The 13,062-nt window shown below is 52.5% G+C and carries 11 protein-coding genes; 1 reads left to right on the top strand and 10 read right to left on the bottom strand.

The genetic code is table 11. The features are described 5' to 3' along the window. Nucleotides 1-3: 3 nt before the first annotated feature. The 7 genes from K3T82_RS09080 to K3T82_RS09050 form a co-directional block, all read right to left on the bottom strand. Nucleotides 4-531, bottom strand: coding sequence for a gamma carbonic anhydrase family protein (locus K3T82_RS09080; RefSeq protein ID WP_220193154.1), 528 nt, complete (start codon nucleotides 529-531; stop codon nucleotides 4-6). Between the two features lie 117 nt (nucleotides 532-648). Next, entirely contained in the window at nucleotides 649-1,461 is an 813-nt protein-coding gene (locus tag K3T82_RS09075; RefSeq protein ID WP_220193153.1) for a serine hydrolase, read from the bottom strand. Then, a complete protein-coding gene (locus K3T82_RS09070) occupies nucleotides 1,454-2,314 on the bottom strand; it encodes a C40 family peptidase (protein WP_220193152.1) in 861 nt (286 codons plus the stop codon). The genes K3T82_RS09075 and K3T82_RS09070 overlap by 8 nt, the downstream gene beginning before the upstream one ends. A 38-nt stretch (nucleotides 2,315-2,352) precedes the next feature. Next, nucleotides 2,353-3,264, bottom strand: a complete 912-nt coding sequence (locus K3T82_RS09065; RefSeq protein ID WP_220193151.1) for a proline dehydrogenase family protein — start codon at nucleotides 3,262-3,264, stop codon at nucleotides 2,353-2,355. 233 nt (nucleotides 3,265-3,497) lie between these two features. Further along, nucleotides 3,498-4,403 carry an SDR family NAD(P)-dependent oxidoreductase gene (locus tag K3T82_RS09060; protein WP_220193150.1) on the bottom strand — a complete coding sequence of 302 codons (906 nt, stop codon included), beginning with the start codon at nucleotides 4,401-4,403 and terminating at the stop codon, nucleotides 3,498-3,500. Then, nucleotides 4,396-4,650 (bottom strand): type 1 glutamine amidotransferase family protein, encoded by a 255-nt coding sequence (locus tag K3T82_RS09055; protein ID WP_220193149.1) that lies wholly within the window; start codon nucleotides 4,648-4,650, stop codon nucleotides 4,396-4,398. Before K3T82_RS09055 ends, K3T82_RS09060 begins: the two co-directional genes overlap by 8 nt. A 670-nt stretch (nucleotides 4,651-5,320) precedes the next feature. Beyond that, a complete protein-coding gene (locus K3T82_RS09050) occupies nucleotides 5,321-5,551 on the bottom strand; it encodes a hypothetical protein (RefSeq protein ID WP_220193148.1) in 231 nt (76 codons plus the stop codon). A 5-nt stretch (nucleotides 5,552-5,556) separates the two neighbouring features. On the opposite strand from K3T82_RS09050, the gene K3T82_RS09045 reads away from it, so the two are divergent. Continuing rightward, nucleotides 5,557-6,195, top strand: a complete 639-nt coding sequence (locus K3T82_RS09045; protein WP_220193147.1) for a hypothetical protein — start codon at nucleotides 5,557-5,559, stop codon at nucleotides 6,193-6,195. A gap of 91 nt (nucleotides 6,196-6,286) precedes the next feature. On the opposite strand, the gene K3T82_RS09040 is transcribed toward K3T82_RS09045, so the two are convergent. The 3 genes from K3T82_RS09040 to K3T82_RS09030 all read right to left on the bottom strand — a co-directional run bounded on the left by K3T82_RS09040 (nucleotide 6,287) and on the right by K3T82_RS09030 (nucleotide 12,750). Next, the gene (locus K3T82_RS09040; protein ID WP_220193146.1) at nucleotides 6,287-6,592 is read right to left on the bottom strand and encodes a 2Fe-2S iron-sulfur cluster-binding protein; all 306 of its coding nucleotides are present in this window, start codon (nucleotides 6,590-6,592) and stop codon (nucleotides 6,287-6,289) included. 143 nt (nucleotides 6,593-6,735) lie between these two features. After that, nucleotides 6,736-8,928: a BACON domain-containing protein gene (locus tag K3T82_RS09035; RefSeq protein WP_220193145.1), complete on the bottom strand. Its 2,193-nt coding sequence runs from the start codon at nucleotides 8,926-8,928 to the stop codon at nucleotides 6,736-6,738. Nucleotides 8,929-9,147: 219 nt separating this feature from the next. Further along, nucleotides 9,148-12,750, bottom strand: a complete 3,603-nt coding sequence (locus K3T82_RS09030; RefSeq protein ID WP_220193144.1) for a BACON domain-containing protein — start codon at nucleotides 12,748-12,750, stop codon at nucleotides 9,148-9,150. Between the last annotated feature and the right edge of the window lie 312 nt (nucleotides 12,751-13,062).

Genomic DNA, 13,062 nt, shown 5'->3' with positions numbered 1-13,062 from the left:
GTTTTAGAGTTTAGCGCTTTCTATGGCTTGCTTATGTTGGCGAGCCCGCTCTCCGTAATGGACCGCGCTACTGCGTATCTGGGCATACTCCTCGGCTTTGAGCGGACGTACAACCTTTGCCGGAATGCCCAGAGCCAGAGTGCTACCTGGAATCTCCTTATGCTCGCTGACAAGGGCTTGCGCGCCAATTATCGTCTCCGCGCCAATACGCGCATGCGAAAGGATTGTTGCATGCATGCCCACCAGCACATGATCCTCAAGTGTTGCACCATGAACTACAGCGTTATGCCCAATGGTGCAGTCCGCGCCAATAGTAAGAGGTGCGTCAGCGTCAACATGTAATGTGCAGTTATCCTGAATGTTGGTGCGAGGTCCGATGATGATGGGTGCTGTATCCCCTCGAATGACTGCGTTGTACCAGATGCTTGCGCCTTCTTGAATGGTTACATCTCCGATAATCATAGCACCGGGCGCGATAAAGACATTCTTCGCGATATGTGGCTTGCTGCCATTAAGGCCAATAACGGGCATGTATTCCTCCCTCAAATAAGATTGACCTTATTGTATCATGCCAGGAAATTGGATAGTTTACAAACATTCTAAAACCAGAATCGCTCACAATCACAATGCTTGTGAGCGATTCTGGTTTTAGAATGTTTCTTGTATGAGTTTGCCAAGGCGAGCCAGAGTGTAGCGGGTACGAGGGATATCTCTCTGGTTGTTGGTCAGGGCAACCAGGATGAGTGGGTCCTTGTTAGTGATTGGATGCTTGCCTGCCTCCCGAAGGATGCTTGGGGCTAGTGGGGGATAGAGGATGCCTGCGTCATGCATGACGCCAACCAGTCCGCCAGTTTTATGTGCGAAGGGAAGTTCTTCCTCCCAATAAGCAGGCAGTATGGTGTAGTCGTTCTGGCGCAGGAGAATACGTAGCAGGTGCTCGCCCTCAGGAGCATCATCGCTACAGAAGTGAGCGAGCAGGCGCGCCATGTCGGCGGCGCATGTCCAGTTGTCGCGTCCCTGTTGACGTGCCGTAAAGTCCATAAAGCGACGCTCCAGGCGCGTCTGCTGGAGACCAAGCTCTACCATGTAGGCGTTGATTTGTTCCATGCCCGCCAGGTCAAGAAGCATGTTCGCGGCAGTGTTATCGCTGATCGTAATCATCAGATAGGCCACATCCGCTAACGTGGGCCGCAATTGAGAGGAGAGATCGGTCAGAACTCCATCACTGGTGACGCGCATGCTGTCCGGTACGGCATAGGGGGTCTCCCAGGTAAGCTGACCGCGCGCGACTTGCCGCGCGATCTCCGCAAGAATGGGAAGCTTGGCGAGACTAGCTGCGGGAAAGCGTAGAGATGGTTGAAGCTCATAGAGTGGCTCGGGATGGAGAGGTTGCCTGCGCCATGCGACGCAGGCAACCTCTCCGCCGAGCGCGAGGAGTTCATGTTCAAAAGCCTTATGCATGATCTGGTATGACCCGCTTGATTGCCCAGACGATGTCGTTGAGGCGCTCATTAAAAATGGGGCTTCTCTTATCGAAGCTATTGACAACAACGTAATTGTACTGGCGTCCTTCAGCATGGATGAACTCGTTCGCACCGAGAGCCATACCAACATGCGTAATCGCTTTTGTGCCGAAGAAAATCAGATCTCCCGCGCATATCTCTTCACGCGTCACGCTTTGTAGTAAAGCGTCATGCTGCTGATCAGCGTCGCGTGGGATGTCGTAGCCACCCATGCGATAACAAAGTTGGACAAAGCCACTACAATCGATACCCTCATAAGAGTTGCCACCCCACAGGTAAGGGACCTTGCTAAATTGAGCCGCAAAATCTATTACCTGTTGTACTGTACCCCTCGGATAGCGCTCAGCGTCGCGCCGGATCGTTACCGCTTTGCGTTCAAGCCATGCTTCACTCTCGCCGGGCAGAGCCACGCGCACGCGTGTGGCGTGAGTGTCATCGAGCAGGGGGAGAACTGTTGAGAGATAGGCATTCCCTTGCTGCCCATCACCCTCAAACGCATCATAGAGAGGGGTGCGTGTCACGGTGACGACGGCAACAAGGTCTAGCGGGGTCGCGCATCCTTCGCCAACTTTCGTGAAGCCCTTGCGTGCTGGTTCCGCTAGGTGTACATTACGCACCCAGCCCGCGTAGTCGGCAAGCTGAACATAGGTCCACTCACCCTCACTGCGTTCGGCGGTCGCGGGCATATTCAGCAGGGCTTGTGTCACCTGTTCGGATGTGGGATCGGGGTCGCGGCGCACGTCCGCGACGCCAACCGCGATGGCATAGGCTGTCTGGGTATCGTGTGTCAATGTACTTCTTTCTCCTGTCTTGTGAGATAAGGATTAGCTTAGCCGCGCATAGAGCCGCTCACGACGAACATCAGGTTCGCGGGCCGCTCAGCCATACGGCGCATCAGGTAGGGGTACCACTGAGCACCATAGGGCACATAGACGCGAACGTTGAAGCCTTCCTTGACCAGTTTGGACTGAAGGTCGTTACGGATACCATAGAGCATCTGGAATTCGAAGGTATCGGGTGCGATGCCATGATCGCGCACATACATCCGTGCCAGACCAAGAATACGCTCATCATGGGTGGCGATGGCCGGGAAGTTGCCGCGCGAGAGGAGCATTTTCATGATCTCGATATAGCTGTCGTCAACATCTTTTTTATTGGGGAAGGCGACGCTAGGTGGCTCTTTGTATGCACCCTTTACGATGCGGACACGTACATTCTGTTTGATAAGTTCTTCGATATCGTCCTTGCTACGATACAGATATGACTGAATAACTGTACCCACCTGCTCAAACTTCTGGCGAGCTTTGAGAGCCATTGCTACTGTCTGACCAGTGTAGTTTGATGCTTCCATATCGATGCAGACGAAGATGCCATACTCGCGTGCCTGGGTGAGAATTGCGTCTAAATTTTCCTCACAGAGCTCTTTTGAGATGTCTAGTCCAAGAGCGGTCAGCTTGATAGAAATATTGGCGTTGGTGCCAGTCTGCTTAATGAGATTAAGTGCCGCGATATAGTTGCGCGTGGCTTCGTGGGCCTCGCTTTCCTGAAAGACATTCTCGCCAAGAAAGTCGAGCGCGACTGGATTGCCACGTTGATTGAGTTTGCGAGTAGTAAGGATTGCGTCTTCAAGTGTTTCGCCCGCGACAAAACGGCGTGAGACACTGCGTGTGGCACGGTTATGCACAACGAAATCACGCATGCGCTGATTCTGTGCCAGATACAGCAATGTATCTTTGAGCATAGGTGTAGAACCCCTTTCAGGTATGTCTATGTATAGATTATTGATGACAGGTGTAGAGGCAGAGCCGCTTTTGGCAGGCACATCCATACTGTGGTTGGTTGCTTTTATGATAGCACATCAATCACAATCAAGCACTGCAATAGTCAGTCTACGACCACGCCTGTGTGGCCCGGTTACGCTTTTTTAACAAGAGAAGCGCCGGGCGCGAATGGGAGAGCATCATTGCTCTCTGCTCAGTAGTTCAGCACACGATGCAGAACGGCATCCCAGGCGCGGTCGGGTAGGAGGCGACGCGCCGTGGTTAGCAGGGTTGCACTACGAGGGACGACATAACGCGCGCGTGGTTTCTCGCTTGCCAGGATGCGTACGACAGTTTCAGCGACCAAGCGTGGCGGGAAACCCTTGTGACTGGAGCGTGTCGCCAGCTTCTCAAAAGTCGCGAGTAACTTGCCATATGAGCCGCCCTTATGCTTATCGAGCCAGTGGGAGCGTTCAATGCTTGTGTTCCAGATGTTAGTTGGACTGGAAGCAGGCTCGATGAGCACGACGCGCACATGGAAAGGGCTTAGCTCGAAGCGCAGAGCATCGCTAAGGGCCTCTAACGCGTACTTGCTGGCCGAGTACGCGCCTGTGATTGGACTAGAGAAGCGTCCTGCGACACTGCTGATATTGATGATGGTGCCGCGTGCGTTCTTGAGATAGGGCAAGAATGCCTGGGTAACTGCTAGATGAGCGATGGCATTGACTTCGAGTTGCGAGCGCAGGTCCGCGATGGGAAGTAGTTCGAGGGGGGCACCATAAGCCGTTCCCGCATTGTTGAGCAGAGCGTGCAGACATGGCGATCCATCGCTTTCGCGTCGCAGGTAAGCCTCCACATCGTGAGCAAGAGCCGTGACCTGTTCCTCATCGGTAATATCGCAAAGCAAGGGTGTGAGATTGGAGGCACATCCCAGGCGTGCCGCCTCGGCATTTAGATTCTCCTGATCGCATGTCTTGCGTACTGTGGCGAAGACATGCCAGCCCCGTCTCGCTAGCTCAAAGGCGCTGTCGCGTCCAAAGCCACTGGAGCAACCAGTAATCACGATATGCTTACGGCGTGATGCGGAAGGGGAGGTGCCACCGATTATCCCACTACTCATGATGATAATCCTCGTCTTTATACGTGATTTCTCGACCTATGCGGTGCCAGAGGCCGAGACGGATGAGTTCACTCTGTGCTTCAAAGCCAAAGAGTTCCGGGTCGATGCTCGCGCCGTGGCGCAAGACAAGGCCACGCAACATCTCGATCTGTTCCGACTTGCTAGCCTTATCCTGTTCAAAGGGAATGTGTTGCGCTAAGCGCTCTATTGCCTGCCGGTTATACCATTGTTCTTGCGTTTCTGTCATGCGTCTCCACGTCTGAGTCATAGTTGTCGTGGGGCGAAACGACGCTCCCTCGCACTGTAATCGTAGCACCTGGAAAGAAAGCATTCAAGGTTTTTTCGCTAGATGCGCTGATTTATTGTGGATATGGCTCGTATAAATCAGCTCGTTTCTGCGATGCGATATGAATTGTTTTACCGGGTGAGAGCATGTCATTGAACAGATATCACTTTGAAACACGTTTATACAGAGTGACATGGTAAAGAGATAGTGAAAAATGGCTATCATAAGCGCCAATACTTGATTATAGAGGTCGTGCAGTGTTAGTGTGAGTAGTAACACAAAGAACGCAATAGTTTTTTAAGGTGGCGAAGTCAAAATGATTTGTGCATATTGTAATGCAGCTAGAGAAGCAAATGAAGCTCCATGTCCCAGGTGTGGAGCACCTTCGCCGTTGCTGGGACAGATGAACGCGAATAATTTCCAATCAGGAAATGCGCAGAGTGGGAATAATTGGGGTGTAGGAGCAACGGGCGGAACCGCGAATGGCGCATGGGATGATGTGCCTCAACTTTCCTTCAGCGGTCCCCAGGCAGTACCTCAGCCTCAGTGGTGGTCACAGCAGCAGCCACAGCAGAACGCGCAAGATCAATCGCAGGCCGGTTGGCAGAATAACCTTTATGATGTATCATCCTCAGGTATGGTTTCGGGTGGTGTACAGCAGCCTGGCTGGAATGCCCAGAGTGGCTGGCAGAGCGCGATTCCAACGCCGGGTATCAATAATAATGATCAGCAGTGGGGGATGGGCAAGTCTGGCAGCCGCCCGCTGATGGTCAGTCTCAGGAACAGGGGCCACAATCTTTGCTACCTGTCCCTTATCAGCCCAATTCAATTCAACTTCAGGTTCAGCATGAGCAGGGGACAAGCTCGATGCTCATGCCAGTGCAGAACATTGAGCAATTGTTGCCGGATCTGCCGGAGCAAGAAGGCTCTATCTATGTTCCTCCGATGTACACGAAGCCGCGTGCGGTCATACCCAGGTATCGCATTGTCAGTGGCTTCCTGAGCGTGCTCATTGTTATGCTTCTGCTCTGCTCAGGCGCGGGCTATTACGCTAAGGCGAGCGGCAAGTGGGACGCCTTTACGCATTTTACTGGTTTAAATACGCCGCCATCCATCAAGCCAACAACTGCTGTTAACATTCCTGATCCTCCCAAAACGGAGACGGGGCCGGGCAAGGACGTTATCACATCCGCGACCATTGCATCGCGTATCGATGCCACCAATGGAGTAGCTCTACAAGAGAAGAATATTTTCACTCCTAAAACAACGTTCTATGTGACCTATAGCGTTGTTACCAAGGGAAAGAAGGGGGGAACGATTACTGCTCAGATCTACACAGATAATATTCCTTTTAGCCCTCCACAGGAAATTAAGGTTGATGGTGATAAGAGTCAGAATGGCAGTATCTCCCTCAATTTTCCTGCCTCTCTCTCCGGCAAGGTTGAACTGTCATGGAATGGCAAGCTTGCTTATCGGCTCTACTTCGCTGTAAGGGAAAAACCTTAGCGCCTTCGATATCTGAAATAAAAAGGATGAGCGTTCAGAATAGCTTCTGAACGCTCATCCTTTTTGTATTCTCAAGTGCGTGAGAGGTTGGCTATTTGCAGCGCGTCTCGACGGTAACATCGCCAAAGACTTTGGCCTGGCAGGCGAGGCGCATGTTCGGGTTCTTCTTGAGATCGTTGCGGAGCCAGAACTTTTCCATAAAGGTCAGAGGGCTGGCATTCTCGCTGGGCGAGACCGCCACGCGGTCAGTGCCGCACATGCCGTTGCCGTGGCAGTTGCCGAGCTTGTAGAGGCCACAGTAGACCGGGACATCATGTTCAAGCGCGGGGTAGCGTACGGTATCGCCTTCAGCAACCTGCACCTGTACATTTTCACGCACATATGTAATCGTTGGCACGACTATATCCTCCGTGATGGGTGTTTTTCAGGTGAAAAAATAAGGAGAAAAAGATATGAGATCTTATAAATGAAGATCTCTGTCAGACTATAGCACAGACCTCAAGGAGCGTCAACTTAAGGTCATCCCTGCTTTTAAAAGCCTCACTCAATTTGTATTGTGACGTTAAGCGGACGTGACGGCACCTTCTGGCTTGTGTCCGTATGCGCGAAGGTGATAGTGCCTGTAGAGATACCCGCCGTTGAGATTGAACCCGTGGGTATAATACTGAGCACCTGGCTCTCACCCGGATAAAGTGTGCCCTGAGTAAGTGAAATACCTACTGGAGCGCCGGAGAAGCTCACCTTCCAGTTGAGAGGGGCATCCCCTACATTGGTCAGTGCGATCAATTGCGCGGTAAAGTCTCTCCCCCTGGTGGTATCGAAGGTTAGCGATGTGGGCGAGATACTAATGGCTGGCGCCGGTGGCGGCGAAACTGTCAGCGAGATTGCGATCTGTTTCTGCTGCTCTCCATAGCGGAGGATGAGTGTACCCTGGTAGGAGCCTGGAGCCAGATTCCCACCGTCAATATGGACCGCGAGCGTGGATTGCTGCCCCGCGTTCAGGCTCCCATTTGGCGAGAGTGTGTGTAACCAGTCGCCGCCGTTAGAGGTGGTAGCGCTAGCTACCCAGTCCAGCGGAAGTGCACCAGTGTTTTGTAATGTTAGTTGTTGGTCATCAGGTTGCTGCCCCACGATCATCGAAAAGGAGAGCGTGGGAGGTGAAACGACTAGATTTCCTGCTGCCAGCACATTTAAAGAAACTCCAACCGGGATCGAGTTCTCGGCGCTGGTGAAGTTGAGCGTGCCCTGATATGTTCCCACGGTCAGTTGCGCGGTTTGCAGAGAAACAGTGATGATCGCGCTCCGGTGCGCTGGGAGTTGACCCTCGGCAGGCGAGAGACTGAGCCAGGGGGAGCCATCGCCCGTGAGGGTTGCCCCTGTCCAGGTTAGCGGTTGGTCGCCGGTATTTTGTAATACCAGTGTTTGGGCTGCTGGATTCAGTCCCGCGCCAGTTGAGAAGGCTAGCGAGGCTGTGGAGACTACAAGCGAGCTACTGGTGGGCTTCTCGACGCCAAGCATCACAGTCAGAAAAATGGGGGTCTGATCCGCGCCATTGGTTGCGCGGAACAGCAGGTGTCCGGTATATGTGCGTGGCTGCAATGTGCCTCGATTGGCCTTTATCTGGATGTTTGTGCGACCCGAGAATGAGCCGCTGGCGGGGGTGGACGAGAGCCAGGGCTGATCGCTGCTGACCTGCCAGTTAATCGACCCGCCGCCAGTATTGATCAGGGTTAGATCGTGCTCGGCGATGGTGCCGCTTGCTGCCGTTCCCAAATCAAGCCTTGTCGCCGAGATTTGGAGATGCGGTGAACCTACCGGGGTTGGTTGAATAGTGATGCTCGTCGATACACTCAGGCGCAGGCGCTCATCGGTGACATGAATATCATGAGTGCCAATGCTCCATGCCTTCGTTACTCGGATTTCCAGTGAGAAACTGCCCTGGCTATTGGTGCTTGCGATCAAGGCTTTCCCATTGTCGGCCGGGATTGAGCGTGAACCATCATATGTCAAAGTTAGGTGGTCGCGTGCCCCAAAGCCACTTCCGCGTAACAGAAACGTATCATTGATGCGCAACTGGTTGGGCGAGGCTACGACCGATGCTCGCGTGATAGTGGGCTTATTCCCAATCAAAAGGAAAGCCAGGATGCTACTTGCGATCAGGAAGAGGAGGCATGCCAGCAGTAGTAATACGCTCAAGAGGCGCGATCGGGTACGCCTGGGTTGTGAAAGCGCGACGGGCGGCTCGGAAATTGGCTCTCTTCGGGACCGCCTGGTCTCTGGACTGGCAACGCGTGGCGCGTGTTCGGTCTCTGGCTCATGATTTAAGCTATTCTTGTGTGTTGGTACGTCCGCCATTTCCATTTCTGTGTGTGTGGAATCTACTTGTATGTTTGTTGTCTGTGTGCGAAGGCTTGCACGACGTACCTGTGGCTCTATAGGCGCGATATTTGCGTTATCCTCGCTATCCTCTTCCCATACCTCTTTGTGATCATTGTGATGCGTAATGGTTGGATGTTGAGTGGCTAGCAGATTTGAGTGATAGGGGTGATCCTCAGGATGTAGCCCTGCATAGTGTCCGGCGCGATGAGGCGAGGCGGGCGGCAATAGAGTCTTGCCGCTCCCTTTCCTGCTGGCGCGTCGGGCGGTCTTGTCGAAGATATAACCACAACGGCTACAGGTCTGCGTATCCGCGCGCTGTAGCTTCTGACAACTAGGACAACGTTTGGTATCCATCCCTATATGTATAAGAGAAGCGGTGTCACTACCACTTCCCTTCCTCCTCTTGCTAGTGTGAACTGAGTCGTATTAATGAAATCCTATGGTATAGAAAATATCGTACTCAATTATAAACGTTACAAGAGGCGAATTATCTAGCATCTGCCTGCCAGTTCTCTATTGCCGATGTCTCCGCTACTATGCCTGACATGTTTGGGTAAAAGGAAAGATCGCCTTTCACTTTTTGGGAGCTGGCGCACTAGCTGCCATCGCGGTTGGGGTCGCGATGACAGTTGGTGTGTTCATTTGTGTAGGTGTTGCTGGTGGATCACGTGAAGGGGGAGTCGTGGGGGGCAGTGGCGATTGCGAATCGGATGAGGTCGACATCCCAGTCGCCGGAGCCTTCACTACCACATTATTTGTATCATCATTGACTGTCACTGTCACGCTACCATTGCGGTTACTCCCTAGTGTGTCAGTGCTAGAGATTGCCACGGTGTAGCTACCAATTCCAATATTGGAGAAGCTAAAATTCCCTGAACCATCTGCCGTCGTAGTGGCGACAACCGAGCCACTTGAGGAGAGTGTTACGGTCGCGTTGGGTAGCGCGCTTGTCATATCGCACTGACTATCGACGCAGAAATTCGCAGTTCCGCTAACCTTGTAGCCAGTAATTGTCAGCAGAACCGGAATATTGACCGGGCTACCATCGACATTTGCGCCCCCACTGCCATTTGCCGAGACCGTAACAGTGCCCTTGTATGTTCCGGGTGGCAGTGAGCCTGGGCTGACTGAGATGGAGAGATTGCTTCCGCCACCGTTATCACTACCACTGCCACCAGTCGAAAGCCAACTGCTACTGTTGCTATCCACGCTTGATGACCAGCTTACCGGGCGCACACAGGTACCACTCTCCTGAATGCTGAGATTCCTGCTGGATATAGGCTGACCCTGTGGTCCACTGAAGGTCAGGCTATCAGGCCCGACTTGAAGCGTACAGGGTGGTTGTACTGTGAGTGTGACTGTGAGGGTTCGTGGGCTGCCCTGCGCAGCAGTCTTTGTGCTCTCATTGGCCTGTACATTCACTTGGGCTGTGTAGATGCCAGGGTCAAGTCCTACGATGGAGGTATTGAAGACCAGCGTCGTTGACTGATTGCTTGCTGTGAACGTGCCGTAGTTTGCCGAAAGTGAGAGCCAGGAGGCCGAACCTACTATATTGGCCTTCCAACCCAGAGGCCAGCTACAGTTTCCGTTGGCTGAGAGTGTGATCGATTGCGCCATCGGGTTTCCACTGCCCTTGATGGCGCTAAATGCCAGAGCGTTACTCGACGGCTGTGCGAGTGTACAGGGTGGTGCCACTGTCAGGCTGACCATGATGGATTGTGGAGTACCACCTACAGGCCGATTCTTGCTATCAACGCCATGAATGATAACCTGACCCATGTACTCACCTGGAGAGAGTTTACTTGGATTTACGTTGATGAGCACCTGCCCGCTTTGACCAGGAGCAATTGTACCACGAGAAGGTGAGGCACCAAGCCAGGGAGATATCATGTAATTGATAGCTGTGTTCCAGGTGAGTGGGCTTTTTCCGGTATTGGTGAGCGTGACAGACTGTCCCGGAAGGGCTCCCTTGCCTGCAGTCGTTCTAAAGTTCAGATTGAGTGGTGAAGCACCCAGAATGGGTGACATTGGCGTTGGCGGTTTCTGAATAGTGAGCTTGACTGGTAGCGAGAGGCTACTATGACCTGCTGTAATTGAAACTGTATCGCGGTATGTCCCCGGTTTCAGATTGTTGGGCGCGATACCCACTGTCGTAGTCGCTCCGCTTGTGCTGTCTAGCTGACCGCTATTGGGCGTCAGCGTAATCCATTTGGCCAGTGTACTAGCTTGCCAGCCAATATTGTTGGGACAACTATTACCTGATTTTATCAAGAGGGTTTGTGTACTGGTATGGTTAGCTCCCGCGACAGCCACAAAGTCCATAAAGGCCATACTGGCAGTAATCGAGCATTGTGGCTTAACTGTGAGCGCGATTGCCACGCTTTGTGGAGTATTAATGCCGGTATGCCCCTGGCCGATATTAAATGAGAGCATATTGAGATATGTCCCTGGCAACAGCTTCTCGCTATCGATTGTCAGCGGGATAGCGCTTGACTCATGAGGGGCGATAGTACCTGTCAAGCGGTTGACACGCAGCCAATTCAGATTTGGGTCCAACTCGCGCAAATAGGCATTCTGGTCATTGTTGACTGGTTGATTGCTTGCGAGCGACCAGTAGAGCGGTTGGGTACCCGGGTTAGAGACCATAAGTGCCTGAGGCGTAGCGCCTTTATTTCCATCCATCGTGTCATATGAGAGTGTCACTGGAGTGACTTGTAGGACTGCTCCTGCGTAAGGTGGAAGCTCGCGCACGCTCATCTGTATTTTGACTGACTGTGGTGAGCCAACATTAGAGGCAAAGGTCAATGTCCCTGTATAGGAGCCTGCCTTGAGATTGGCCCGTTGTACGCCAATGAGAATGGTTTGCTGACCGCTAAATGTGCCCTGGGTAGGCGTGGCTTGTAGCCAGGGTTGATCGCTACTCACACTCCAGTCGATGCTGCCACTGCCTGAATTATGCAGTATGAGTTGTTGAAGGGTATTCGCACCCTGATAGCCATTGCCCATATCCATCTGTTTCGTGCTTAACAGGAAGTGTGAGGGACGGCTTGGGCCATCTGTGATGTGCAGAGTGGTGCTGGCGATATAGCGCGTATCGACATCTTCCACTTGCAAGAGGTGAAAGCCTGGTTCCCAGCTTGAGTCAATGCTCACTGTGACACTTGCCTCTCCCACATCGCCAAGAGTGACCAGCGTTCGACCTCCATTGACGCGGATTGGCTCACCGATGTCGTGAGTTAGGTAGAGCCGTGAGTGCGCGCGGAAGTTGCTGATGTGGAGTGTTAAGTTTTGTCCATAACTCGCAGTTGTGCTCGAAAGGGCTAGCGTAGGGATCGTGTTGTCCCGGTTATTTGTATGTGATCCCAGTAACGAGAATGAGACAAGCAAACTGTCAAAGACCAGCGAGACTAGAATCAATAATGCCGCGATCACAAAGAATAGACGTAGGCGTCTTCGATCTTTAAAAAAGGAGTATGCCTGATTGACCACGGGAAAGGGGGGAAGATGTCCATCTGCGATAGCGCGGCGCACATCCTCCTGCTCTATGCGTTCTGCTGCGATGGGATCGAGGTGGCGGGAGAGCAGTGGGTCATTGAAGTTATTCCATTTGTCGGCCTCGCTCTCCTCTTCCTCTTCCCCTTGTTCAGGTAACCAGGGCCAGAAGTCGGGCATAGGGAGGCTAAGCTCAAGCGCATCTCGATTCCTATTTCTCTGCTTGCGTTCACCTTCATGCGCATCTTCCAGGGATGGTTGGGTCATACCCTGGCTGGGATGTGGCGTATTGGTGCGTTGAACCTCCGAGGATATGTCCTGTAGCGGCGAGAGGCGCGAGATACGACGCAAGCGCGGTTCCCGCGTCTCAACCGCGTTCATGCGCCGGGCGGCATCGTTAAGCTTGTCAACAGTCTGATCGGTTAGATGAGACATTGGAGGGATGGTCGGGCTCTGCTCCTCGTCAGGTTGAGTGGAGTAATCTGGATTGGCCACGAAAGCGTTTGCCTCAGGCTCATTCGCATGCTCGGCTAGCTCTATTGGTACGGTTGCGAATGAAGGCGCACCGCTATGTGTGCCAGCATGGGAAACAAGCTTCTCCTGAGAGGGTTGGGCAGAGAGGCATTTTTCGCAATAGGCGGCGTCATCTGGGCAACCCTCGCCGCAACGTCTACACTTATTCATTCTACACTTTCTTGAACAAATAGCTCCTCAACCACACAGCACAGCATAACCACATGCAAATAAAAGCGGAACGATATACCACCCCAGCTGATTAAAAAGATATAGCCGCCGAATTAGATTACACTGCTCGCATTGTGATAAACGTTCGACAATGCGGTTTTTCACTTCTATATTAAGCACATAGGAATATTTGGCAAAAAATACATATGTAAACAGGCATAAGATAGATAAAAAGTTTCTGCTATTAGCATAATCCTCAAGGACAAGAAACAGGGGCGATACTCATGAGTATCGCCCTTATCATAAATTTAT

Source organism: Ktedonospora formicarum (assembly GCF_016587355.1).
Lineage (GTDB): Bacteria > Chloroflexota > Ktedonobacteria > Ktedonobacterales > Ktedonobacteraceae > Ktedonobacter > Ktedonobacter formicarum.
The sequence above is the reverse complement of the archived record's forward strand: the minus strand, read 5'-3'. Positions and strand labels throughout refer to the sequence as shown.